21 protein-coding genes are annotated in these 23,777 nt (G+C 70.6%); 14 read left to right on the forward strand and 7 right to left on the reverse strand.

Features of this window, described 5'->3' with window-relative positions; genetic code table 11:
- Nucleotides 1-88 precede the first annotated feature (88 nt).
- A complete protein-coding gene (locus VM306_RS00420) occupies nucleotides 89-1,243 on the forward strand; it encodes an amidohydrolase family protein (protein ID WP_325510095.1) in 1,155 nt (384 codons plus the stop codon).
- Nucleotides 1,244-1,265: 22 nt separating this feature from the next.
- On the forward strand, nucleotides 1,266-2,144 hold the full coding sequence (locus VM306_RS00425; protein WP_325510097.1) for a LysR family transcriptional regulator: 879 nt from the start codon (nucleotides 1,266-1,268) through the stop codon (nucleotides 2,142-2,144).
- Here VM306_RS00425 and VM306_RS00430 read toward each other — a convergent pair.
- Nucleotides 2,110-3,960 (reverse strand): FAD-dependent oxidoreductase, encoded by a 1,851-nt coding sequence (locus VM306_RS00430; protein WP_325510099.1) that lies wholly within the window; start codon nucleotides 3,958-3,960, stop codon nucleotides 2,110-2,112. The genes VM306_RS00425 and VM306_RS00430 overlap by 35 nt on opposite strands.
- Nucleotides 3,961-4,288: 328 nt before the next feature.
- Here VM306_RS00430 and VM306_RS00435 point away from each other — a divergent pair, with 328 nt between their 5' ends.
- Nucleotides 4,289-5,833, forward strand: coding sequence for a GMC oxidoreductase (locus VM306_RS00435; protein WP_325510135.1), 1,545 nt, complete (start codon nucleotides 4,289-4,291; stop codon nucleotides 5,831-5,833).
- Between the two features lie 16 nt (nucleotides 5,834-5,849).
- Here VM306_RS00435 and VM306_RS00440 read toward each other — a convergent pair whose 3' ends face one another.
- The 3 genes from VM306_RS00440 to VM306_RS00450 are packed head-to-tail and all read right to left on the reverse strand — an operon-like array spanning nucleotide 5,850 to nucleotide 9,107.
- Nucleotides 5,850-6,329 carry a carboxymuconolactone decarboxylase family protein gene (locus tag VM306_RS00440; protein ID WP_325510101.1) on the reverse strand — a complete coding sequence of 160 codons (480 nt, stop codon included), beginning with the start codon at nucleotides 6,327-6,329 and terminating at the stop codon, nucleotides 5,850-5,852.
- Nucleotides 6,326-7,405: a dihydrodipicolinate reductase gene (locus VM306_RS00445; RefSeq protein ID WP_325510104.1), complete on the reverse strand. Its 1,080-nt coding sequence runs from the start codon at nucleotides 7,403-7,405 to the stop codon at nucleotides 6,326-6,328. Before VM306_RS00445 ends, VM306_RS00440 begins: the two co-directional genes overlap by 4 nt.
- Before the next feature lie 43 nt (nucleotides 7,406-7,448).
- Nucleotides 7,449-9,107, reverse strand: coding sequence for a discoidin domain-containing protein (locus VM306_RS00450; RefSeq protein WP_325510106.1), 1,659 nt, complete (start codon nucleotides 9,105-9,107; stop codon nucleotides 7,449-7,451).
- Between the two features lie 137 nt (nucleotides 9,108-9,244).
- Here VM306_RS00450 and VM306_RS00455 point away from each other — a divergent pair, with 137 nt between their 5' ends.
- The 3 genes from VM306_RS00455 (at nucleotide 9,245) to VM306_RS00465 (ending at nucleotide 12,277) form a co-directional block, all read left to right on the forward strand.
- On the forward strand, nucleotides 9,245-10,399 hold the full coding sequence (locus VM306_RS00455) for a sensor histidine kinase (protein WP_325510108.1): 1,155 nt from the start codon (nucleotides 9,245-9,247) through the stop codon (nucleotides 10,397-10,399).
- On the forward strand, nucleotides 10,396-11,055 hold the full coding sequence (locus VM306_RS00460; protein WP_325510110.1) for a response regulator transcription factor: 660 nt from the start codon (nucleotides 10,396-10,398) through the stop codon (nucleotides 11,053-11,055). The genes VM306_RS00455 and VM306_RS00460 overlap by 4 nt, the downstream gene beginning before the upstream one ends.
- Before the next feature lie 100 nt (nucleotides 11,056-11,155).
- The gene (locus VM306_RS00465) at nucleotides 11,156-12,277 is read left to right on the forward strand and encodes a glycosyltransferase 87 family protein (RefSeq protein ID WP_325510112.1); all 1,122 of its coding nucleotides are present in this window, start codon (nucleotides 11,156-11,158) and stop codon (nucleotides 12,275-12,277) included.
- Between the two features lie 66 nt (nucleotides 12,278-12,343).
- Here VM306_RS00465 and VM306_RS00470 read toward each other — a convergent pair whose 3' ends face one another.
- Nucleotides 12,344-13,309, reverse strand: a complete 966-nt coding sequence (locus VM306_RS00470; RefSeq protein WP_325510114.1) for a serine hydrolase domain-containing protein — start codon at nucleotides 13,307-13,309, stop codon at nucleotides 12,344-12,346.
- A gap of 141 nt (nucleotides 13,310-13,450) precedes the next feature.
- Here VM306_RS00470 and VM306_RS00475 point away from each other — a divergent pair, with 141 nt between their 5' ends.
- Complete coding sequence (locus VM306_RS00475; protein WP_325510116.1) at nucleotides 13,451-14,974, forward strand: phospholipid carrier-dependent glycosyltransferase; 1,524 nt, start codon at nucleotides 13,451-13,453, stop codon at nucleotides 14,972-14,974.
- Here VM306_RS00475 and VM306_RS00480 read toward each other — a convergent pair.
- Entirely contained in the window at nucleotides 14,971-15,924 is a 954-nt protein-coding gene (locus VM306_RS00480; RefSeq protein WP_325510118.1) for an NADP-dependent oxidoreductase, read from the reverse strand. The genes VM306_RS00475 and VM306_RS00480 overlap by 4 nt on opposite strands.
- A 91-nt stretch (nucleotides 15,925-16,015) precedes the next feature.
- Between VM306_RS00480 and VM306_RS00485 the strand changes: the two genes are divergently transcribed.
- The gene (locus VM306_RS00485) at nucleotides 16,016-16,591 is read left to right on the forward strand and encodes a helix-turn-helix domain-containing protein (protein ID WP_325510119.1); all 576 of its coding nucleotides are present in this window, start codon (nucleotides 16,016-16,018) and stop codon (nucleotides 16,589-16,591) included.
- 202 nt (nucleotides 16,592-16,793) lie between these two features.
- Nucleotides 16,794-17,141 carry an SDR family NAD(P)-dependent oxidoreductase gene (locus tag VM306_RS00490; protein WP_325510121.1) on the forward strand — a complete coding sequence of 116 codons (348 nt, stop codon included), beginning with the start codon at nucleotides 16,794-16,796 and terminating at the stop codon, nucleotides 17,139-17,141.
- A 45-nt stretch (nucleotides 17,142-17,186) separates the two neighbouring features.
- Here VM306_RS00490 and VM306_RS00495 read toward each other — a convergent pair whose 3' ends face one another.
- The gene (locus VM306_RS00495; RefSeq protein WP_325510123.1) at nucleotides 17,187-17,846 is read right to left on the reverse strand and encodes a GntR family transcriptional regulator; all 660 of its coding nucleotides are present in this window, start codon (nucleotides 17,844-17,846) and stop codon (nucleotides 17,187-17,189) included.
- Nucleotides 17,847-17,912: 66 nt separating this feature from the next.
- Between VM306_RS00495 and VM306_RS00500 the strand changes: the two genes are divergently transcribed.
- Genes VM306_RS00500 through VM306_RS00520 form a run of 5 tightly spaced genes read left to right on the forward strand, consistent with a single transcriptional unit; the run spans nucleotide 17,913 to nucleotide 23,763 of the window.
- Nucleotides 17,913-19,142 carry a sarcosine oxidase subunit beta family protein gene (locus tag VM306_RS00500; RefSeq protein WP_325510125.1) on the forward strand — a complete coding sequence of 410 codons (1,230 nt, stop codon included), beginning with the start codon at nucleotides 17,913-17,915 and terminating at the stop codon, nucleotides 19,140-19,142.
- 12 nt (nucleotides 19,143-19,154) lie between these two features.
- Entirely contained in the window at nucleotides 19,155-19,436 is a 282-nt protein-coding gene (locus VM306_RS00505; RefSeq protein WP_325510127.1) for a sarcosine oxidase subunit delta, read from the forward strand.
- A complete protein-coding gene (locus VM306_RS00510) occupies nucleotides 19,433-22,237 on the forward strand; it encodes a 2Fe-2S iron-sulfur cluster-binding protein (protein ID WP_325510129.1) in 2,805 nt (934 codons plus the stop codon). Before VM306_RS00505 ends, VM306_RS00510 begins: the two co-directional genes overlap by 4 nt.
- Nucleotides 22,227-22,817: a sarcosine oxidase subunit gamma gene (locus VM306_RS00515; protein ID WP_325510131.1), complete on the forward strand. Its 591-nt coding sequence runs from the start codon at nucleotides 22,227-22,229 to the stop codon at nucleotides 22,815-22,817. The genes VM306_RS00510 and VM306_RS00515 overlap by 11 nt, the downstream gene beginning before the upstream one ends.
- A gap of 22 nt (nucleotides 22,818-22,839) precedes the next feature.
- Nucleotides 22,840-23,763, forward strand: a complete 924-nt coding sequence (locus VM306_RS00520) for an arsenic resistance protein (protein WP_325510133.1) — start codon at nucleotides 22,840-22,842, stop codon at nucleotides 23,761-23,763.
- Nucleotides 23,764-23,777: the final 14 nt, after the last annotated feature.

Genomic DNA, 23,777 nt, shown 5'->3' on the forward strand with positions numbered 1-23,777 from the left:
AGGGACCTGAAGTTCCCTCACCTTGGCCTGGCCGTGTTGAGCGATCAAGACTCCAGACGGAGCAGCGACCGGGCGAACGACCGGCCGAGTGCGTTTGCCCGCCGGAATGCCGGGCACCTGGGCGATGACGACCGGAGGGGAGCAGATGTACGCCGATGATCTTGTGCGGCCGTGGTGGGAGGCCCTGGGGATCGACTGCCCGTTGTTCGACATCCACACCCACGTGGGGACCAACGACCCGAGCGGCTTCTCCGCGACCGCGGACGACGTCCGGTCGGCACTGTCCTCGGTGGACGCGCGGGCGGCGGTGTTCCCGCTGACCGAACCGGACGGCTACCGCGCCGCGAACGACGCGGTGCTGGCGGAGGCCTCCTGCGGCACGCTGGTGCCGTTCTGCCGGGTCGCTCCGGGAGACGACCCGGCCGCGGAGGCGCGCCGCTGCGTGGAGGCCGGTGCCGCGGGGATCAAGCTCCACCCGGCCAGCGACGAGTTCCGGCTCGACGACGACGAGCTCACCGGCGTCTTCGGCCTGGCGCACGAGCTGGGGCTGCCGGTCGTGGTGCACGCGGGACCGGAGATCGACCCGTTCGGCGACACCCTCCTCTCGGTCCTGGAACGGTTCCCCGGCGCGCGGTTCGTCCTCGCGCACGCGGGCCTGACCGACCTGGCGTGGCTCGCGGGGCACCCGGCGGACAACCTGCTGTTCGACACGTCGTGGTGGAGCCCCACCGACCTGGTCACGCTCTTCGGCACGATGCCGCCGGGCAAGGTGCTGTTCGGCAGCGACGTGCCCTACTCGACGCCGACCTGGGGCGCCCACGCCACCGCCCGCTGCGCCCGGTACCTCGGGCTCGACGACGTGCGGATCGCGAGTGTCCTGGGAGGACAGTCCCACCGCCTGGTCAACCGAGCGGAGCTCGCCGACCTCGGGCCCGCCCCTGGACGCGTGCCGCCGCTGGAACCGTTGCTGGAACGCCTGTACGTCTACCTCGTGGCGGGCGTCGAGGCCACGAAGCGCGGCGAGACGCCGGGCCAGATGCTCGACGCCGCGCGGCACTGCTGCCGCGTCCGGCCAGAGCACCCGCACCGCGCGGTCTTCGAGTCGGTGGAGGAGCTGCTCGACCGCTACGAGAAGCACGCCCCGCACCTGAGCACCGGCAACGAGTACGCGCCGGGCTGGGACCTGATCGCCACCGCCGCGATCGTCGCCCGCACGCCCGGCACGCCCCTGCCGGACCTCTGACCGGCGGTAGTGTCGAGGGGTGATGAGCCTGGTGCACCTCGAGGTGCTGGCCGCGGTGGCCCGGCACGGCTCGGTGACCGAGGCCGCCAGGCAGCTGCACTACTCCCAGCCGTCGGTGAGCCACCACCTGTCGCGGCTGGAGGCCGCCACGGGCGTGAAGCTCGTGCAACGGGTCGGGCGCGGCATCCGCCTCACCCCGGAAGGCCTCCTGCTCGCGCACCGCGCCGCCGAGATCGTGGGCCGCGTCGACGCCGCCGCCACCGAACTGGCCGCGCAGGCCGGCCTGCGGGCGGGCCGGGTGCGCCTGGCGGCCAACGCCTCGGCCGCCGCCACGATCGTGCCGGAGGTGGCCGTCACCCTCGCCGTGCGGCACCCCGGCCTGGAGCTGAGCCTGGTCGAGCAGCACCCCGCGGAGTCGCTGCGGATGCTGCGGCACGGCGAGATCGACATCGCGCTCGTCTTCCGCCACGAGGGCGACCCGGTCGAGGAGGGCTTCCGGTTCGTCCGCGTCGGCGACGACTCGCTGCACCTCGTGAGCCGGCGGCCCGGCGACAGCCTCGCGCACCACCGCGACTCGGCGTGGATCGGCGGGTGCGCGCGGTGCCAGGCCGAACTGGAGGCCGTGTGCCGGCGCGAGGGCTTCACGCCGCGCGTCGTCTCGCGCAGCGACGAGATCGTCGTCGTGCAGGCCCTGGTCGCCGCGGGCGTGGGTGTCGCGCTCCTGCCCGGTCTCGCCCTGCGGGCTCACCAGCGGCCGGACGTGCACGCCACCGACGTCGGGTTCCGGCGGGAGATCCACGCCGTCACGTACGGCGACCCGCCCGACCCTCCCGGTGTGGCGGCGGTGCTGGAGGCGCTTGTCTCCGTCAGACCGTCTCCCGGCGCGCCTGCGGCAGGGTAGCCGCCCCGAGCGCCGTCTCCAGCTGCTCCCACCGCGTCACCAGGTCCGAGAGCATCAGCATCATGACCTCGGGGAAGGCGTAGAGGAAGTTCTGGTAGCGGTAGTGGTCGAGGTAGAACACCACGGCGTCGCCCACCGCCGTCACCGAAGTCGTCCGGGCCTGGAAGAACATGTCGTAGTGGCCGAGCAACGTGCCACGGCCGAGCACCGCGCGTTCGTAGATGCCGCCGAAGTCGACCTCGACCTCGCCGCTCGCCACCAGGAACACGCCGTGCGCCGCGTCGTCCTCGTGGAAGAGCGGATCTCCCGCCGTGTAGGGGATCTCGTCGAACATCGACGCGAGCGTCTCCAGTTCGGAGTCGAGCATCGAGCAGAAGAGCCGCACGCCGTGGGGGTCCACGCTCTCCCGCAGGCACGCCACCCGTTCGGCCAGCTCGCGATCGGTGATGTGGTGCATCCGCATCCGCACGAACCGCAGCATCCTGTCGGTGTTGCGCGACTGGCGGCGGGACTTGCCGGCGCTCGGCGGCGTGTACAACGCCGAGTTGCCGCTGATGCGCGCGGCCTCGCGCAGACCGGACTCGTAGGCGCTGTGCACGCAGCCCCAGTGGTACGGGTTCGTGCCCTCGCCGGCGAAGAACAGCGCGTCGCCGACCGGTTCGGCGAGGGTGGCGATGTCCTTGGACGACGAGCCGACGCCGATGCAGGTGTAGGAGCCCAGCGCGTACGGGTCGCGGGACCAGCCGGTCCGCGACACCGACTCCGGTGCCGGCGCGTCGGCACCGAAGACGTCCCGCACGACCGAGGTCGCGTAGGCCGCCACGTCCTCCGAGGACCACGTCTCCATCTCACGGCCGAGTGACGCGCCGAGCAGCATGACCAGGATCGGCTTGCCGTGGGACTTCCACATGCTGATCACGACGGTCGGGTACCGGTCGGTGTCGCGGCACAGGTAGCCGAAGACGTACTGCTCGCGGGGCCAGAAGGGTTCGCGGTAGTGCAGCGCGATCTTGTTCAGCGTGCCGAAGCCCAGACGTGCGATCGCCGACCGCTTGGCCTCCGGCAGCGGCGGGACGAACTCCACGGCCGAGGCCTTCAGCACGCCGAGCGGCACCGTCACGAGCACCTTGCCCGCCTCGAACACGCCCCGCTCCGTCGTGACGCGTCCGGGCTCGATCCTCGTGACCACGTGGCCCAGCCGGATGTCGAGCCCTTCGGCGAGGGCGTCCACAACGGACTGGTAGCCCTGGTGCAGGGTGCTGTCGCCGTGGCCGTAGACGAGGTAGCCGTCCTCCCAGTGCTTGAGCGACAGCTTGTCCGGGTCTTCCGCCGCGTCCTCGCGCAGGATCACGTTGAGGTGGTAGCGCACGGCCTGGTCGTCCTCACCGGACAGACCGCGCCCGTCGAGGATCTGGCGCACCGCCTCGCCCAGCGGCATGTCGGGCAGCTCGTCCTTGCGGGCGACGGCGGCGCGGTGCTCCAGCTCGTGCAGCACCTCGTCGGCCAGTTCGAGCGTCCGGCTCTTGTAGCGGTGGTTCACCGCACGCAGGTCCGCGCCGAACAGGTCGAGGCTGTCGAAGCCGCCGGTGTAGGCGCTGTCCCCGCCCACGTAGCTGTACGGGATGCCCAGCTCCTCGACCAGTTCGGTGATCGGGTTGCCGTCCGTGCCGTGGATCCAGTGCGCGCCCAGGTCGACCCCGTGCTCGTCGGTCCAGATCCTCCCGCCCACCCTGTCCCGCGCCTCGAGGACGGTGACGGGATGGCCTTGCGCGCGCAACGCGCGCGCCGCGGCCAGACCCGACATCCCCGCGCCCACGACCAGGACGCTCGATCTGGCGTCTTCATTCTGAGATACCACTGGCATCGCTCGATTATCGAGCGGTCGTGTGGGTGAGGATATTCCCGGATCGTGTGCTTCCGGTCGCCTGTCCGGGTTGTCCTCCGCCGTCTCGGACTCCGGCCACCCGCGCTGCGCTCCCCGAATGAACCGGGACCGCCAGGTAGTGACTTGACCTACCACCGCCGGTATAACTTGTTCTCATGCGCCCACAGTGAGGAAGATCACAATGAACCACACAACGTCGTGTGACAACGGTTTACCCGGTCCCTCCCGCCGCACGTTTCTCGCTGGAACAGGTTCTATTATTGGAGCGGTCGCCCTCGGTGGCGCTCCTGCCGCGCGAGCGTCTGCCTCGATCGCCGACGCGGCGGTCGTCCCCGCCCTGGTCGTCGGCACGGGCTACGGCGGCTGCGTCACGGCCCTGCGCCTCGCCCAGGCGGGCGTCGACGTCCAGATGGTCGAGATGGGCATGGCCTGGGACACGCCGGGCTCCGACGGCAAGATCTTCGCGAACACCACCACCCCGGACCAGCGGTCGTTCTGGCTGCGCACCAAGACGAAGCAGCCGCTGAGCAACTTCCTGGGCTTCCCGATCGACAAGGCGATCCCGAAGTACACCGGCATCCTCGACGCCGAGGAGTTCGCCGGCATCACCGTCTACCAGGGCCGCGGCGTCGGTGGCGGGTCGCTCGTCAACGGCGGCATGGCCGTCACGCCGAAACGCGAGAACTTCGGCGAGATCCTGCCGTCGGTCAACCCCGACGAGATGTACGGCACCTTCTACCCGCGCGCCAACGCGGAGCTCGGCGCGAGCCTGATCCGGTCGGCGTGGTTCGAGAGCACCGCCGCCTACCAGTACGCACGGGTCGGCCGGAAGCACGCCGAGCGGTCGAACTTCCCGTACGTGTTCGTCCCGACCGTGTACGACTGGAACTACATGGAGCAGGAGGCGGCGGGGACCGCCACGAAGTCGGCGCTGGCGGGGGAGATCCTCTACGGCAACAACCACGGCAAGAAGTCGCTGCAGAAGACCTATCTCCCGAAGATCAGGGCGACCGGTCGCGTCACCATCTCACCGCTGCACAGGGTCGCGTCGGTCGTGCCGGCGTCCGGCGGGTACCTGGTCACCATCGAGCAGCTCAACACCACCGGCGACGTCATCGCGACCAAGCAGGTGACGGCGGCCAAGGTGTTCTTCGCGGCCGGCAGCGTCGGCACGAGCAAGCTCCTGGTCAAGCTCAGGGCCACGGGCGCGCTGCCGAACCTGAACGGCGAGGTCGGCAGGGGCTGGGGCGACAACGGCAACGTGATGTGCGGGCGCGCCAACCACCTGTGGGACCCGACGGGCCAGCTGCAGTCGTCGATCCCGACGCTGGGCATCGACAACTGGGCGGCAGGCGGCGCGTTCGCCGAGGTCGCGCCGTTGCCGACGGGGATCGAGACCTACGCGTCGTTCTACCTGTCGATCACCAGGACCCCGAACCGGGCGCAGTTCAGCTGGAACCAGGCCGCGGGCAAGGTCGACCTCAGCTGGCAGACCGCGTGGAAGGAGGTCTCGATCGCCGCGGCGAAGACCATCTTCGACAAGATCAACTCGAAGGAGGGGACGATCTACCGGACCGACCTCTTCGGCGTCTACAAGATCTGGGGCGACCACCTGACGTACCACCCGCTCGGCGGCGCGATCCTGAACAGGGCCACCGACAACTACGGCCGCCTGCAGGGGTATCCCGGTCTGTACGTCATGGACGGTTCGCTGATCCCCGGCAGCACCGTCGTGAACCCGTTCGTCACGATCACGGCGCTCGCCGAGCGGAACATCGCGAAGATCATCGCCACCGATCTCTGACCGTCCTCTCCGGACCTCAGAGCTTCGGCAGCACGCACATCGCGTCGAGGCCGAACACCCGGTTCAGCCTGCCGAACACGAGCCACGCCCCGATGCTCATCGTCAGCTCCACGACCTCCACCTGGCTGTAGTGCCCGGCCATGCGGGACCAGAACTCCTCGTCGAGGCCGTGGTGGTCCAGTGCGTACCGCTCGGCGTACTCCGCGGCCAGCCGCGTGCGGTCGTCGAACGCGTCGGTGGTGCGCCACTGGGTCACCGCGTCGAGGAAGCCGTCCTCGACCTTCGCGCCGTCGCGCTCGGTGCGGAAGTCCAGGCAGAACATGCAGCCGTTGATCTGCGCGATCCGCAGCCGCGCGGCCTCGAACTCGCGCAGTCCCAGCGTGGTGTGCTGGTACACGGCGAGGGAGAGGTTCGCGGCGGAGATGCCGATGCCGGGCACCATCTCGCCCCACACGTAGCCGATGGGGTCCTTGCCCTCGGGGATGTCGATGTTCATCCCTTGCTCCTTCCGAGCTTCCCCGCGACGGGGCGCAGCGGGACGTCGAGCGCGTCGTAGAGCCCCGGCGCGGCCTCGGTGAGCCAGTCGATGGCGTTGACGATGCGGCCGACCGCGGTCGCGTTGCCGCCGGCGGAGCGGTTCTCGCCCTCGTCCACGGCCTCGACCGAGACCTCGATGCGCGGCCGTCCCTCGATGATCACCTTGTGCGCGCCGTCGCCCGACGGCGGCATCGGCCAGTCCGTCGCGCACGAGGCGTGGATGCGCGTGACGTGCTCGATGACGATGAGCGGCTCGCCGCCGATGATCCCCTGCACCTCGAACCGGATCGCCCCCTGCGTGCCGGCCTCGAACTCGCCCATGGTCCTGGTCGTCACGGTCTCGTCGAGCGCGCGCCGGTCGACGGTCTCGCGGATCTCCTCGACCTCGACGCCCAGCGCCCTGGCCATCAGCCGGATCTGCCCGCCCCACACCATGGTCGGCACGGTCGGCATGAGCATCGGCGCCTGGTAGTCGAGCGGCTGCCCGAACCCGATCAGCCACCGCACGGCGTCGGGCTGGTCGTAGGTGGAGTAGTCGAAGATCTCCTGGCAGCGCACGGCGTCGACCGCGCTGCCGAGCCCGCTGATCATCAGCGGCAGCACGTCGTTGCCCCAGCCGGGGTCGACGCCGGAGACGAACAGCGACCCGCCGCCCTCCGCGATCGCGCCTAGAACCGGTTCTCGCAACTCCGGCGGGGCGCTGCGGTGGTCGTAGAGCGCGTACAGCGAGGGCGTCACGACGACCGCGCCCGCCCTGATCGCCCTCGTGATGTCGGCGAGGGCGTCGTCCGGCCGGATGTCGCCGGACGACGCGTAGACGACGGCGCGCGGACTCGCGGCCAGCACCGCGTCGATGTCGGTGGTGGCCGCGATCCCGAGCTCGTGGTCCAGTCCGGCGAGATCACCCGCGTCGCGACCGGCCTTGTCGGGGTCGTGGACGACGACGGCCGTCAGCTCCAGGCCGGGATGGGCCTCGACGGCGCGAATCGCGGCACGGCCGACGTTTCCGGTGCCCCACACCACTGTGGCGATCATGCGGGTAGACTAACTAGAACACGTTTCAGTTTTCAAGGGTCCATCAGGCGTACAGGCGCAGGCCCGACAGCTGGGCCGCCGGCCAGCCCGTGTTGCCGCTGAAGGAAAGCCGCACGTGGCGGACCCGCGAGCCCGGCAACGTGATCGTCACCGAGTTCCCGGTCGCGGGGTCGAAGGAGTACCCGGCAGACCCGGCCAGCGTGCTGAACGACTGGCCGTCGGCGCTGCCGAGCACCGCGACGGTCTGGGTCCGGCGTGCCCAGGCGGGGTTCGGCGGGAGCGCGAGCACCGCGCGCCTCACCGCGGCCGCGGTGCCGAGGTCGACCTGGACCCACTGCGGGAACGCGTTGTTCGCACTCTCCCAATAGGAGTTCGGGTCACCATCGACGACGTTCCCGCTGCCGTAGTGCTGGGTCTGCGAGCTCTGGGCCGTGGCACGACCGGCGGCCAGGTCGACGTCGGGCGCGGGCGGGCCGCCGACCCACGGCGGGGTGGGCCTGGTGGCGGTCAGCGCGATCTGCCCCTTCAGCATCCTGCCGCCGTCGCCGGTCAGCCTCATGTAGTAGTCGGCGGAGCACCGGGTGCCGTCCTCGTCCAGCGCCAGGTAGCCGGAGCCGACGGGCACGTCCGCCTGCGTCTCGGCGGTCTTGCAGATCTGGTTGCCCTCGTTGAACTCGTCGAACATCGAGACGTAGATGCCCTGCGCGCCAAGGCGGACCATGTTGTAGAACTGCCGCCACATGAAGTCGCCGTGCAACCGCTGCCGTGACCCGACGTCTCCTGGCAGCACGCACGGCTGGTAGTCGATCCCGCGCGCGTTGCACTCGGCCTGGTCGGGCGAGTTCACGTTGGTGTAGAAGCGATCCGTGTCCGCCGGGGTGCCGATCCGGCCGACCATCCACGGCGAGATCATGTCGAACGACCGGTAGACGTTTCCGAACCCCTTGCGCGAGTCCTCGATCTCGAGCCGCCAGTGGGTCGGGACGCCGCCGATCACGTAGCACCCGCGCGCCTTGAACCAGTCGACGACGTCCTGGCACGGTTCCGGGCCCCACGGCCGGCCAGGGTCGTTGAAACCGAAGCCCCAGACGCAGACGACCGGTTTGCCGTTCTGCCGGGCGTACGCGGGCGACGACGTGTACGCGGACATCTTGGTCAGCCAGTCGGTCTTGATCTCCGACTGCATGTTCGTCCAGTTCGTGACGTCGTACATGATGTAGAACTTCCGCCCGGTGGCCTCGGCGGCCGGGCGGACGTGCGCGGTCACGGCGTCGCGGATCGGGCCCTCGCCACCGGTCGGGTTGAAGCGCTGCAACGCCGCCGTGTCGATGTTGTTGTCGCGCATCCACTGGAAGTGGACGTCCACGGTCTGCCGGTCGTAGTTCGAGAACAACGACGCCGGCCGTCCGTCGCCGAGGTTGGCGAACGCGGTCTGGTAGGTGCGGGCGTAGTCGCGGACGTCCGGCCACGCGACGATGGAGCTGGTGGGTGGCGCGGGCGGGCGGCTCCAGTCGTCGTTCCAGTGCCACCAGCCGTCGATGGGGGAGCTGTCGCCGCGGCAGGCGAACCAGCCCTGGTATCCCACGGTGATCTTGCCGACGACGTCGCCGGGCGGGCTGGCCGCCCGCGCCGTGGCCGGCAGGAGGCCCAGCGCGGGGACGGCCACGGCAGAGCTGAGCAGTGTTCGGCGTGACAGGGACATCGCGAACTCCTTTGTCGGCGAAGCGACTACAGAGTGCAAGATGTCAACAGGATCGTGCAAGAAGCTGACGGACCGGAAACTTTTGAGGGGTGGACGGCCCGGCGGGCCACCAGGGATCGACCCGATACCGTGCACGGGTGGAGCGGCTGCGCGGCATCAGGTCAGCGGTGGCCCGCCGCGCCACGGCGACGCACCTGATGGCGGTCGTGTGCTTCCTCCTCGCTGTCGTCCCGACCGGCCTCTACCGCCCGGGAAGCCTGCACGAGGTGATCCTGGCCTGCGGAGTGGTGACGGTGCTCCCGGTGCTCTTCTCGGCGCGGAACCTCCTAATCGCGTGGTTCCTCTCGGTGCTGCTGGTGCTCTTCCTCCCGCGTGCCTACGGCGCGCGCACCGGCCCCGAGCTGGAGTGGGGCTGGCCGTGGACCATCGGCCTCACGGTGGCGGTCGGGTTCCTGCTGTACCGGGTGGCGCTGCGTCTTCGAACCGTCGTGGTGGTGGCGGTCCTGGCGGTCACCTTCGTGGCGACCTGGCCGCGGCTGGACGACTGGGGCGACGCGGCGTTGCCCGGCTTCCTCGCGCTCGGCGCGGTCGTGCTGGGCAACGCGGTGCGGCAGCGCCGGGAGGCGGACGGCCTGCGCCGCGCCGAGCAGACCCGCCTGGTCGCGCTGGAGGAGCGCACCCGCATCGCGCGGGAGCTGCACGACGTCGTCAGCCACCACATGTCCGCGCTGGTCCTGCGCACCGACGCCGTGTCGTACCGGCTGCCGGGCCTGGCGCCGGAGGTGCTCGACGAGCTGGACGTCATTCACCGCATGGCCCGTGACGGGCTCACCGAGACGCGGCGGATGCTGGTGGTGCTGCGCGCCGACGACGGGGACGGGACCACGCCGCAGCCCGGTCTGTCCGATGTGGACGCCATGGTGACCCGGTTCCGCGAGACCGGCGCGGAGATCACGCTCCAGGCCGACGCCGGCCCGGTGCCCGCGGGGGTGGGGCTCTCGGCGTACCGGATCATCCAGGAGGCGTTGAGCAACAGCGGGAGGCACGCGCCCGGCGGCGCGGTCTCCGTCGGGATCACCGCGAGCGGCGACGTGCTGCGGGTCGAGGTGCGCAACGCCGCCGCGACCCGGCCCGCGCTCGACGACGACCCGGCCCGTCCCCGGCACGGCCTGGCCGGCATGGCGGAGCGGGTGCGCGTGCTGGGCGGCGAGCTCACCTCGGGCCCCACCCCCGAGGGCGGTTTCGCGGTGGTCGCGGACCTGCCGCTGCACGGAGGAGAGGACACCGCGTGACGATCAGGGTGCTGGTGGTCGACGACCAGGCGATGATCCGGGAGAGCTTCCGCGTCGCCCTGGACAGCCAGTCCGATGTGGACGTCGTCGGTGAGGCGGGCACCGGTGCGGACGCGGTGGCGTTGGCCCGTGATCTCGTGCCCGACGTGGTGCTGATGGACGTGCGGATGCCCGTGATGGACGGTCTGGAAGCGACCCGCCTCATCGTCGGCTCGGGCGACACTCCGCCCAAGGTGCTGGTCCTGACGACGTTCGACCTGGACGAGCACGTCTACGGGGCGCTGCGCGCGGGCGCCAGCGGGTTCATGCTCAAGGACTCGCCGCTGTCCGATCTCATCAACGCCGTGCGCGTGGTCGCCGCCGGGCACGCGCTGTTCGCCCCGTCGGTCACCCGGCGGCTGGTGGCGGCCTACGCCGACCGGGCGCCGGGCAAACCCGATGACGCGGCGTTGCGGCACCTCACCCCGCGCGAGGTGGAGGTGCTGCGCCTGATCGCACGAGGACTGTCCAACGCCGAGATCGCGGGCGCGCTGACCATCGCCGAGCAGACCGCCAAGAGCCACGTCAGCCGGGTGCTGACCAAGCTCGGCCTCCGCGACCGCGCGCAGGCCGTGGTGCTGGCCTACGAGTGCGGTCTGGTGGTGCCCGCCGAGTAGTACCGGGGTACGGGGCGGGCACGACCGGTACCGGCGGGGCACGTCAGGACACCACCCCGGCGGGACGTGTTCCGGGGCCGTCGCTCCTAGCGTCGAACCGGTGATCAAGTCCCGTGTTCCCGTTGTCCTGTCCGCGGGTCCGGCCGTCATGGCGGTCGTGTGGTGGGTCTTGGGCCGGCCGCTGGGAGTGGACAGCGGCGTGTACCGGGCGGGCGCCCTGGCCCTGCTGCACGGCGAGCCGCTCTACGCCCCGCTGACGACGCTGCCGGACTGGTCGCCCGCCTTGCCGTTCACCTACCCGCCGATCGCAGCCGTGGTGTTCCTGCCCCTCGCCGCACTGCCCGTGCAGCTGGCGTGGGGCGTGCTCGCGGCCGGGACGGTGCTGGCGTTGCGGACCTCCGTGCGGCTCGTCGGCGGACCGTGGTGGGTGCTGCCGCTCCTGCTGTGCCTGGAGCCGGTCTGGCGGACGGTCGCGCTGGGCCAGGTCAACGCACTGCTGATGGCGTTGGTGCTGGCGGATGTGCTGGCATTGCGCGGGTCGCGGTTCTCCGGGGTGCTGATCGGCGTCGCCGCTGCGGTGAAGCTCACCCCGCTGGTGTTCGTGGTGCACCTGCTCGTGACCGGACGACCCCGGGACGCGGCGCGGGCGTTGGCCGTCTTCGCCGGACTGGCCGTCACGGGGTGGGTGCTGCTGCCCGGTGACGCGGTGCGGTACTGGACGTCCACGATGCTGGGGGCGAACAGGGCGGCCGGCAACGCGTGGTGGGGCAACCAGTCGTTGAGCGGCCTGGTCCACCGCGTCATGGGCGGCTCCTCCGCGGTGCTGGTGCTGCTCGTCCTGGTGTGCCTCGGCGTGGCGGTGTTCCTGGCCCGCGCCCTGCACCGGCGCGACGACCCGGTGGGCGCGGTGCTGGTGACGGCGTTCGCCGGGGTGCTCGTCAGCCCGATCTCGTGGACGCACCACTGGGTGTGGGTGGCGCCGCTGTGCGCGCTGTTGGTCGCTCGCCGGCGGTTCGGCTTCGCCGCGGCTGTGGCGGCGTTGTGCGCGGGGTGGGTGTTCACGCTGGTTCCGCGCGGCGAGGGGGAGGAACGGCTGTGGACGCCGCTGGAGTCGTTGGCGGGCAACGCCTACGTGCTCGCCTCGCTGGCGGCATTGGGGCTGTTGGCCGGGCGTTTCGCGAAGAGGCCGCGGTACGGGCTGGTCCGGCAGCGACGGCACTGAGATCCCGGGGTCGCGTCCGAGTAGTTGCCGTACCGCTCCGAGCAGGTCCAGGTCGTCACGGTGTTGTCAGGACATCAGGTGCCGCGCGATCGGCCACGCGCCGGGCGAGGTGTTGGACAGGACCGTGATCGTGGTGCCGGTGTGCGGGTCGTGCGTGGACTTGAACGAGGCCCCGGCGTCGTACCCGGCCAGGACCACGATGTCGGTCGTCTCGTGCAGCCAGAACCCGAGCCCGTACCGCAACGACTCCTCAGGAACGTGGTGGCGCGGCCTCGTCACCACGTCGGCCAGGTCGCTCGCGAACAGCGCCCGCCAGAACTTCGCCATGTCGCCCGCCGTGGAGTGGATCCCGCCGTCCCCGGTCGCCAGCACGGGCAGGTGGAAGACGTTGGACCGGTCGAGCCCGTCGAGGTAGCCGACGGCCGCGTCGGCGGGGAGCTCGTCCGAGCGCAGGAAGTCCGTCCTGGTCAGGCCGAACGGCTTCAGCACCCGGTCGCGGACGAGGTCGTGGTAGCCCTGGCCGGCGGCCCGTTCCGCGAGCAGGGCGAGGACGACGTAACCGCCGTTGCAGTAGCCGAACCGCTCACCCGCACCGAACTTGGAGGGATGCCCGTCGAGCAGCGGCAGGAACGCCTCGGTGGTGGTCAGCACGTGTGCGGCGCCGATGAGGTGGTCGTTGACGTCCAGATCGGCCTCCTCGTCGAGGTAGTCACCGATGCCGGACGTGTGGGTGAGCAGGTGCTCGACCGTCACGTCGCCCGCGATGAGCGGGAGGTCGTCGCCGAGGAGCTCGCGGGCGGTCGTGCCGAGGCCCAGGACGCCTTCCCGGACGAGCGAGAGCACGGTCAGCGCGGTGAAACCCTTGCCGCCGCTGGCGATGCCGAACCGGGTGTCGACGGTGTTCGGCACGCGGTAGGCGCGGTTCGCGAACCCGTAGGCCTTCGCGAACTCGGTCTCACCGGCGCGGTCGACGTGGACCACGCCCGAGAAGCCGGTCTCCGCGGCGATCCGGTCGATTTCTTCCAGCGGCATTTCCGCAGGCTAGCGCCGCCTGTGCGGGTGGCGAAGCGAGTTTCCGGCGAGCGGATCCGCACCAGCTTGACAACCAAACGAGCGGGCATCCCGTTTCCGCAAGTACCGGGGAACGCTCCCACAAGCGGAAGGACCGAACGGTTGTCGCTCGCCATCGCCTCGCCGCCGCGTCCCGTCACCGCCGCCGCACCCGCCGGACTGCGGCGGAAGTGGCTGTTCTGGCTGGTCGCGGCCGTGCTCCTGACCCAGATGGCGATCGCGATGACCACCACGGCCGTCGAGCAGACCCCGACGATCGACGAGCCCGTCTACATCGGCGCGGCGACGGTCTACCTGGAGCAGCACAGCCTGCGCTACAACCTGGAGCACCCGCCGCTCGGCAAGCTCGTCATGGCGACCGGGCTGGCGTTCGCCGACATCGGGTTCGACCGGGACTTCGCCGGCGACCAGACCGAGTTCGGACGGCACGTGCTCTACGAGTCGGGCAACGACCCGCAGCACCTGCTCCTGCTGGCCAGGCTGCCGATCATCGTGCTCACGCTGCTGTTCGGGCTCGTGGTCCTCCTGTTCGCCCGCGACCTGACGGGCACCACGGGCGGGCTCGTGGCGTTGGCCCTGTACGCGTTCTCGCCGGACCTCATCGCGCACGGATCGCTGGCCACGCTCGACGTGCCCGCGGCCGGGTTCGTGCTGACATCGGTCTGGTTGCTGTGGCGGGCACGGGAGAACGCCCACTACCTGCCGCTGGCGGGGATCGCCCTGGGCGCGGCGCTGGCGACCAAGATGAACACCCTCGCGGTCGTGCCGGTGGTGCTGTTCCTGGCCTGGCACGCCCAATGCCGCGTCAAGCCGGTGGCCGCCATGACGCTGGTCGCGGTGGCCGTGGTGTGGGCGTCCTACTTCGCGGTCGACCCCTCGGCCGCGTTCCCGGGTCCGTACGTCGAGGGGATGCGCCTCCAGTCCGGCTTCGAGGACCGCGTGTGGGGCGGCTACCTGTTCGGCACGCACTACGAAGGCTCGCACTGGTACTACCTGCCGGCCGCGCTGCTGGTGAAGACGCCGTTCGGCGCGCTCGTGCTGTGGGCGGCCGGGACCGCGGCCGGGACCGCGGCCGTGATCAGACGCCCGCAGGCGTTGTACGTGCTGCTCCCCGCGGCGGTGCTGCTCGCGGCGGCGATGACCGGCGACCGCGACCTCGGCGTGCGGTACGCGATCTTCGTGCCGATGTTCCTGGCGGTCGCGGCGGCCTTCGTCGCGGACCGCCGGTGGGCGGCACCCGCCGTGGCGCTCGTCGCCGTGAGTTCACTGTGGACGTTCCCCTACTACCTGCCGTACTCCAACGAGGTGTTCGGCGGTCCTTCCAAGACCCACCTGCACCTGCACGACTCGAACGTCGACTGGGGCCAGGACCTGGGTCGGCTGGCCGAACGGCTGGAGCGCTACCCCGGCGAACGGCTGTGGCTCGTCTACAAAGGAGCCGGCGTGCCCGAGTACTACGGGATCCACGCGGAAGACCCGAGGAAGACCTCGGTCCAGGTGCACGGACTGCTCGTCGTCTCGGACACGGCCATCGCGAAGGCCGACGACCGGCTCCAGGCGCTGCTCGACACGAGCACGCCGATCGACGTGGTCGGCCACAGCATCACGATCTTCCGCCGCGACTAGAGGTCGATGACGACCTTGCCGCGCACGTGCCGCCCGGCCTGGAGCCCGGCCGCCTGCCGGATCTGCTCGACCGGGAAGGTCGCCGCGACGGGCACCCGGAGCCGGCCCGCCGCGACCAGGCGGGCGATCTCCTCCAGGGCACCGGGAGCGGCGTTCGCGCCGTTGGCCGCGGGCACGCCGTCGACCTTCGTGGCGATGGTGCAGATGCGGTTGTCCGGAACGCCGAGCTCCCTCGCGGCGTGCAGTGTCTCTGTCCCGTGCAGGTCCAGGGCGGCGGTGACACCGCCGGGAGCGAGGGCCCGCACCCGGTCGGCCAGGCCGTCGCCGTAGGTGACCGGGTCTGCTCCGAGCTCGCGCAGGAATCCGGCCGACGCCGCTGATCCCGTGCCGATCACGCGCGCTCCGGCGATCAGGGCCAGCTGGACGGCGAAGACCCCGACCCCGCCTCCCGCGCCGCCGATCAGGACGGTGTCGTCCGGCCCGAGCGCGACCTCGGCGAGGGCGGCGGAGGCCGTGCGGCCCGCGATCGTGAGGGTGGCGGCGGTGCGGTCGTCGACGCCGTCGGGCGTGTGGTGGACCTCGTTCGCCGCGACCGCGTCCAGGTCGACCACCACGAAGTCGGCGACCGCACGGGACAACGCGCCCCCGAACACCCTGTCACCCGGCGCGAAGCCGGTCACCCCGTCGCCGGCCTGGTCGACCACTCCGGCGTAGTCGGTGCCGAACCCGGCCGGGAGGCCCAGTCCGAACCGGGCGGCGGTGTCCGCGTCGGCGGTCATGATCCAGTCCATCGGGTTGAGGCCGGCGGCGGTGACCCGCACGCGGACCTGTTTCGGGCCGGCCTGCGGAACGGGGACCTGGCGGACGGTAAGGACTTCGGGACCGCCGAACGAGTCGAGCTGGACGGCCCTGCTCCGGCCCCTCGACGGTTGCTCGCTCTGGTCCTGCATGGGACGCCTGCTCCTTGGATGAGGTGGTGCGGTGAAACGGACTATGCTCCGTTTCACTGTCGACCGTAACACAACCGGAGCGTGATCCGTTTTGGCCGAGGCGGAGAGCCGCACACCACGGGCGGACGCGGCTCGCAACCGCGACCAGTTGCTAGCGGTGGCGACCAGCATGTTCGTGTCGGCGGACGCCGAGCCCTCGATGCGGGCGATCGCCCGCGAGGCCGGCGTCGGCATCGCCACGCTCTACCGGCACTTCCCGACCCGCGAGTCGCTGGTCGACGCGGTCTACCGGGACCAGGTGGTGCGGCTGACGACCGGCGCCCGCGACCTGCTCGACCAGTTGCCCCCGGCCGCGGCGATGCGGCGCTGGATGGACCTGTTCGGGGACTGGATCGCGACCAAGAACGGCATGCTCGACACGCTGCTCGCGATGATCGAGGCGGGCGAGATCGCCCACGCGCAGACCAGGACCGAGCTGCTGGCGGCCATCACCGCCATCCTCGACGCCGGCCGCGCGGCGGGCGACCTGCGCCGCGACGTCACCGCCGAGGACATCGCCGCCTCCCTCATCGGCATCTTCACCGTGGCCCCCCGTCCCGCGCAGGACGCCAAGGCCGGACGCCTGCTGGACCTCCTGATGGACGGACTCCGCCCGCAACCCGCCTGAGCCGCCCCGCTGAGCCGATGCAGGTCGTGCCGCCCTGGTGGTGCCGCCTGGGGTGGCGCCGCCTGGGGTGGCGCCGCTCCGGACCGTGCGGCCAGCGAGCGGTGCCGCCCCTGACCGTGCCGCCCAAACCGTGCGGCCGCGGACGAGAAAGTTCCGTACCCCTACGGATGCCGTCCCTGATTGTTCCTCTCCCGCCCTGCTCGTGGCCGACCGGAACGTGCTCTACGTGACCACCAAGTTCGCAGTGGTCGGCCTGTCCGAGTCGCTCCGCCTCGCTGTGGCCGGGCACGGTGTCGACGTCAGCGTGATCTGTCCTGGTCCTGTCGACACCGGGATCGTCGAGAACACGCGGTCGTTGGAGGCGGGGGTGGCGTTGCGGGACGATCTCGTGCCGGGTGTGGAGGCGTTTCTTCGCAGTGGACCGGGGATTGACGAGGTGGGGGAGATGGTTGTTGCGGCTGTGGAGGCTGGTAGGCCTTGGATCTCGACCGGGTACGACCTTCGGCCCCACCGGGAGCGGCAGACGGCGGCCTTGTTGGAGTCGCTGTGATCTGCGGGGTCCTGCTTCACCGCGCTGCTCCGGACCCCGTCAGCGTCAGATCAGGGCTCTGATCGCCCGTTCGAAACCGATGACGTGCTGCGCCGCCAGTTCTGAGGCCTTCTTCCCGTCGCCCTCCACGATCGCGGTCAGCAGTGGGATGTGCTCGTCCACATGACCGGCCATTTCGGACAGTCGTGGCAGGAACACGCACCAGATGCGTGTCGCCAGGTTGTCGTAGGAGATGAGCGTGTCCTCCAGGAACGGGTTGTGCACGCACCGGTAGATCGCGCGGTGCACGCCGACGTCTGCTCGCAGCAGTTCGGTGTTCTCGCCTGGCCGTGCTGCTGTTTCCAGTTGGGACCGCAGTTCGGTCAGGGCGGTGCGGTCGGTCGCTGTGGCGCGTTCGGCCGCTGCGGCCGCTGCCAGTGGCTCCAGTGTTCTGCGGACCTCGGAGACGTGCGAGAGGTCCGAGATGTTCACGTCGGTGGCGAACGTGCCTCGACGGGGGAAGGCGACCACCAGCCGTTCCTGCTCCAGCCGCTTCAGGGCTTCGCGGATCGGGGTACGGCCCACGCCCAGCTCGGTGCGCAGGCGGTCCTCATTGATGGGCTCGCCGGGCTTGATCTCCAGCATCACCAGGCGGTCGCGCAGGACCGCGTACGCCTGCTCGGTCAATGAGGCGGTCGCGGGCTCGTCGTTGACCCGTTCTTGCATGTGACCTACCGTACTGCACGGACTGATATACCAGTAGTCGACCAGACTTCGCGGGAGGCGCCGCCCATGACCAGCCCGCCAGGAGCGCATCTTCCCGAGCATCCGGATTTCCTGTGGGACAACCCGGAACCTAAGGCCTCCTACGACGTGGTGGTTGTCGGTGGTGGTGGGCACGGGCTTGCTACCGCGTACTACCTCGCGAAGGTGCACGGCATCACCGACGTCGCGGTGCTGGAGAAGGGCTGGCTGGCGGGCGGCAACATGGCTCGCAACACCACGATCATCCGGTCCAACTACCTCTGGGACGAGAGCTCCGGCATCTATGAGCACTCGCTGAAGCTGTGGGAGGGGCTGGAGGAGGAGCTCGGCTACCCGATCCTGTTCGACCAGCGCGGCGTGTTGAACCTCGCGCACAGCCTTCAGGACGTGCGCGACAGCGTCCGGCGGGTCAACGCCAACCGGCTCAACGGCATCGACGCGGAGTGGGTGGATGCGGCCGGGGTCAAGGAGATCTGCCCGATCGTCAACACCTCGCCGGACGTGCGCTATCCCGTGCTGGGGGCGACTTACCAGCCACGCGCGGGCATCGCCAAGCACGATTACGTAGCGTGGGGCTACGCGCGGGCCGCGCACGAGATGGGTGTCGACCTCATCCAGAACTGCGAGGTCACCGGGCTCGAGGCTGCGAACGGCCGGATTGCCGCAGTTGAGACGTCACGGGGGCGGATCGCGGCCGGGCGCGTGGCGCTGTGCGCGGCCGGGCACAGTTCGGTGCTCGCGAAGATGGTCGGCCTGCCGCTGCCGCTTTCCTCGCACCCGTTGCAGGCGTTGGTGTCCGAGCTGCTCGAACCCGTGCACCCGACCGTCGTGATGTCGAACGCCGTGCACGTCTACGTCTCCCAGGCGCACAAGGGAGAGCTCGTCATGGGCGCCGGCATCGACAGCTGCAACGGGTACGGGCAACGGGGTTCGTTCCACGTCATCGAGCAGCAGATGGCGGCGGCGCTGGAGCTGTTCCCGGTCTTCGCTCGTGCGCACCTGTTGCGGACTTGGGCCGGGATCGTCGACGTCAGCCCGGACGCCTCGCCGATTGTCGGGCTCACGCCCGTTGGCGGGCTGTACCTGAACTGCGGGTGGGGGACCGGCGGTTTCAAGGCCACTCCTGGGGTCGGTGACTGCTTCGCGCACACCATCGCGCATGACGAGCCGCACCCGTTCGCCGAGCCGTTCACCCTCGAGCGCTTCACCACCGGCGCCCTCGTCGACGAGCACGGCGCCGCTGCCGTGGCCCACTAGCAGGAGCTGACGATGCAACTCATCCCGTGTCCGTGGTGCGGGCCGCGCGAGGAAGCGGAGTTCCACTACGGCGGCCAGGCCCACGTCGCCTATCCCGAGGACCCTTCGGCGCTCAGCGACGAGGAGTGGGCTCGGTACGTGTTCTTCCGGGAGAACCCCAGTGGGCCGTTCGCCGAGCGCTGGAGCCACAGTGCCGGGTGCCGGCGGTGGTTCAACGCCGTCCGTGACACCCGCACTCACGACCTGCTCGCCGTCTACCGCGCTGGTGAGCCGATGCCTGAGGTGACCGGATGACGTTTCGCAGGCCCAGCGGCGGGGCGATCGACCGGAACACCTTGCTGCGCTTCACCTTCAACGGCGTGGAGTACACCGGGCACCCCGGCGACACGCTCGCGTCGGCCCTGCTCGCCCACGGCGTGCACCAGGTCGGCAGCAGCGTGAAGCTCGGCCGTCCGCGCGGGATCGTGGCGGCGGGGTCCGAGGACCCGACGTCGCTGGTGCAGGTCGAGACGCCCTTTCCCGAGTCGATGCTGCTCGCGACGACCGTCGAGCTCTACGACGGCCTGGTGGCGCGCGGCCTTGCAGGGCAGGGAAAGCTGGCCTCCGAACCGGATCCGGCGCGCTACGACGCCAAACACGAGCACTGCGACGTGCTGGTGGTCGGCGCTGGGCCCGCCGGTCTCGTGGCCGCGCTGACCGCCGCACGCAGTGGCGCCCGCGTCGTCCTGGTGGACGAGCGGAACCAGGCCGGTGGCGCGCTGCTGGGCGTGGACGACCGGCCGTCGGCGGAGTGGGTCGCGGACGTCCTGGCGGAGTTGAGGAGTATGCCGGGTGTGCTGGTGCTGGAGCGCACCACCGCGTTCGGCGTGTACCAGGACGGGTTCGTGCTCGCGCTGCAGAAGCGCGCCGACCACCTCGGTTTCGCAGCGCCTGCTTCTCGTGCGCGCCAACGGGTGTGGCGGATCCGGACCAGGCAGACCGTGCTGGCCACCGGCGCCCACGAACGTCCTGTCGTGTTCGCCGACAACGACCGGCCCGGCGTCATGCTGGCGTCGTCCGCGCGGACGTTCCTGCACCGCTACGGGGTGGTCGTCGGTTCGCGGGCGGTCGTGTTCACCACCAACGACAGCGCGTACTGCGCGGCGATCGACCTCGCCGAGTCCGGTGTGGACGTTCCGCTGCTCGTCGACGCGCGGCTCGAGGCCCCCGGGAGACTCGCGGCCGAGTGCGCTGCCAGGGGGATCGAGGTGCGCGCCGGGCAGGTCGTGACCGGCACCGAGGGTGCCGAGCGCGTCACCGCGGTGCGCATCGGTGATGAGCGAGTCGCTTGTGACGCGGTTCTGGTGTCGGGCGGCTGGAACCCCGTGGTGAACCTCTTCAGCCAGGCCCGCGGAAAGCTGTGCTACGACGCCGGTCTCGGCGCGTTCGTGCCGGGCGAGGAACTGGAGACGGTCCGGGTCGCGGGCTCCGCGACCGGTGAGCTGGACCTGACGGCGTGCGCGAGGCAGGGCCGAGAGGCCGGTGCCGCCGCCGCGATCGCCGCCGGCTTCACGCCACGGGGCGAGGTCCCGCTGCCGGCGTCCGACTCCCGGCGCACCCAGCGAACAGGACTCGTGTTGTGGCGCGTTCCTGGTGACGACGACGTCAGTTTCGTTGACCTGCAACGAGATGCGACCGTCGCGGACGTGCTGCGGGCGACCGGTGCCGGCCTGCGGTCGTTGGAGCACGTCAAGCGCTACACCACCATCGGCACCGCCCACGACCAGGGCAAGACGTCCGGCGTGATCGCGGCGGGCATCGTCGCGGAGGCGCTGGGCGTCGACCTGGCCGAGCAGAGGCCCACGACGTTCCGCCCGCCCTACACCCCGGTGTCGTTCGCGGCGCTGGCCGGACGGGACCGCGGCGTGCTGCACGACCCGGTCCGGGTCACGGCGATCCACCCGTGGCACGTCGCGCACGGGGCGCTGTTCGAGGACGTCGGCCAGTGGAAACGGCCCTGGTACTACCCGAAGCCGGGCGAGGACCTGCGCACGGCCGTGCTGCGCGAATGCCGTGCCACGCGCGAAAGCGTCGGGATGATGGACGGCTCGACGCTCGGCAAGATCGACGTGCAGGGCCGTGACGCCGGGAAGTTCCTGGACATGCTCTACACGAACATGATGAGCACGCTGAAGGTCGGCCGGATCCGCTACGGCGTCATGTGCGGCGTCGACGGGATGGTGATCGACGACGGCACGGTGATCCGCATCGGCGAGGAGCGCTACCTCGTCACCACGACCACCGGCAACGCCGCGAAGATCCTCGACTGGATGGAGGAGTGGCTGCAGACGGAGTGGCCGCACCTCGACGTGCACTGCACGTCCGTCACCGAGCACTGGGCCACGATCCCGTTGGTGGGCCCGCGATCCCGTGACGTGCTCGCGGCGGTGGCTCCTTCGCTGGACGTCTCCACCGAGGCGTTCGAGTTCATGGCCTGGCGCGACACCGAGGTCGCAGGGGTGTCGGCGCGGGTGTGCCGGATCAGCTTCTCCGGCGAGCTGGCCTACGAGATCAACGTGACCGCCTGGCACGGCATCGCCGTCTGGGAGGCGTTGATGGCGGCGGGGGAGCGGTACGGGATCACCCCGTACGGCACCGAGACCATGCACGTGCTCCGCGCCGAGAAGGGTTACCCGATCATCGGCCAGGAGACCGACGCGACGGTCACGCCGCAGGACCTCGGCATGTCGTGGGTCGTGTCGAAGAAGAAGCCCGACTTCATAGGCAAGCGCTCGTTCGCCCGCGCGGAGAACACCCGTTCTGACCGCAAACAGCTCGTCGGCCTGCTCCCCGTCGACCCGTCCGTGCTGCTGCCGGAGGGATCGCAGATCGTCGAGACCGACCGGCTGCCGGAACCGCCGGTCCGAATGCTCGGCCACGTCACGTCCAGCTACCCGAGCGCGGCGCTCGGCCGCACGTTCGCGCTGGCCCTGGTCCGATCGGGACACGCGCGCATCGGCGAGACGCTCTACGTGCCGGTCGACGACGCGCTCGTGCCGGTCACCGTCACCGAGTCCGTCCTGTACGACAAGGAAGGAGCCCGCCGTGACGGGTGACCCGACCAGCCCACTGGCCGCCTGGACCGACCGGCTGGCCTCGCTCGCCCCCGCGCTGACCGCGGCGGAGAAGCCTTTCCTCTCACAGCTCACGGTTCGAGCGTCGGACCCTGCGGCGCTCGACGCGATGGGAGCGGCACTGGGAGTCCGGTTCCCCGCCGCCGCGTGCACCTCCACTTCCGGTTCCGGGAACTTCGGCGACGTCGAGGTGCTCTGGCTCGGACCGGACGAGTTCCTGGTCGTGGCGCCGCCCGGCCTGCAGGTGGCGATCGAGGAGGTGCTGCGTGGCGCGCTCGGCTCTTCGCGAGGGTCCGTTGTGGACACTTCGGCTCAACGCACGACGGTGGTCCTGGAAGGGCCGCACGCCCGAGACGTGCTGGCTCACGGATGTTCCGTGGACCTGCACCCGTCTTCGGCTCCCGCCGGCACTTGCGTGCAGACACTCCTCGCCAGGACGGGAATCATCCTGCGGGTGAACGGCGACGACCGCTTCACGCTCCTCGTGCGGTCCTCGTTCGCCGAGTACCTCGCGGCCTGGCTCAGCGACGCGTGCGCGGAGTACCTGGAGCTATCGTCCTGATCACCTGATCAGGAGGTCGCCGATGTCGTTCGTCGCGGGCGTGGAACGCCACCAGGTCGCCGTCTACCTCGGCGCCCTGGCGGCCGGTGCCGCGGCGGGCTGGGTGGCACCGTCGGCCGGTTCGTGGCTGGAACACGCGATCAACCCGGTGCTCGCCGTCCTGCTGTACGTCACGTTCCTGCAGGTCCCGGTGGCCGAACTGGGCCGGTCGCTGCGCGCGGGCCGCTTCCTCGCGGCGGCGCTGGTGGTGAACTTCGCGGTGGTGCCCTTGGTGGTCGCGGCGATGCTCGCGTTCCTGCCCGCGGACCAGGCCGTGCTGGTGGGCGTCCTGCTGGTCCTGCTCACGCCGTGCGTCGACTACGTGATCGTCTTCAGCGGACTGGCGGGCGGCGACAACCGGAGCCTGCTCGCCGCCACCCCGTTGCTGCTGCTCGCACAGATGGCCCTGCTCCCCGTCTACCTGCTGCTGTTCGCCGGCGTCAACGTCGTCGAGCCCGGCCCGTTCGTCGAGGCGTTCGCGGTGCTGATCGCGATCCCGTTGGCACTGGCGTGGATCACCCAGAGGTCGAGCAGGGTGGTCGACGCCATGAGCACGACGATGGTGCCGCTGATGGCCGCGATCCTGTTCACCGTCGTCGCCTCGCAGCTGCCGAAGCTCTCCGACCTGTCGCTGGTCGCCCGCGTCGTGCCGTTCTACGTGGCTTTCCTGGTGGTCATGCCGTTCCTGGGACTCGCCGTCGCGAGGCTGTTCCGCCTGGACGTGCCCGAGAGCCGCGCGATCGTGTTCACCGGCGCCACCCGCAACTCGCTCGTCGTGCTGCCGCTCGCCCTGGCCATGCCCGGTGACGTCGCCGCCCTGGTCGTGGTGACGCAGACGCTGGTCGAGGTGGTGGGCATGGTCGTGTACGTCCGGCTGGTCCCGCGGCTGGTTCCTACCGCCGGCTGACGACCAGGTACCGC

Source organism: Lentzea sp. (genome assembly GCF_035525475.1).
Lineage (GTDB): Bacteria > Actinomycetota > Actinomycetes > Mycobacteriales > Pseudonocardiaceae > Lentzea.

Coding starts and splice junctions, on each gene's coding strand:
- VM306_RS00510 (WP_325510129.1), top strand. CDS start 19,433: ATGACGTTTCGCAGGCCCAGCGGCGGGGCGATCGACCGGAACACCTTG.
- VM306_RS00505 (WP_325510127.1), top strand. CDS start 19,155: ATGCAACTCATCCCGTGTCCGTGGTGCGGGCCGCGCGAGGAAGCGGAG.
- VM306_RS00495 (WP_325510123.1), bottom strand. CDS start 17,846: ATGCAAGAACGGGTCAACGACGAGCCCGCGACCGCCTCATTGACCGAG.
- VM306_RS00480 (WP_325510118.1), bottom strand. CDS start 15,924: ATGCAGGACCAGAGCGAGCAACCGTCGAGGGGCCGGAGCAGGGCCGTC.
- VM306_RS00520 (WP_325510133.1), top strand. CDS start 22,840: ATGTCGTTCGTCGCGGGCGTGGAACGCCACCAGGTCGCCGTCTACCTC.
- VM306_RS00425 (WP_325510097.1), top strand. CDS start 1,266: ATGAGCCTGGTGCACCTCGAGGTGCTGGCCGCGGTGGCCCGGCACGGC.
- VM306_RS00470 (WP_325510114.1), bottom strand. CDS start 13,309: ATGCCGCTGGAAGAAATCGACCGGATCGCCGCGGAGACCGGCTTCTCG.
- VM306_RS00500 (WP_325510125.1), top strand. CDS start 17,913: ATGACCAGCCCGCCAGGAGCGCATCTTCCCGAGCATCCGGATTTCCTG.
- VM306_RS00440 (WP_325510101.1), bottom strand. CDS start 6,329: ATGAACATCGACATCCCCGAGGGCAAGGACCCCATCGGCTACGTGTGG.
- VM306_RS00445 (WP_325510104.1), bottom strand. CDS start 7,405: ATGATCGCCACAGTGGTGTGGGGCACCGGAAACGTCGGCCGTGCCGCG.
- VM306_RS00450 (WP_325510106.1), bottom strand. CDS start 9,107: ATGTCCCTGTCACGCCGAACACTGCTCAGCTCTGCCGTGGCCGTCCCC.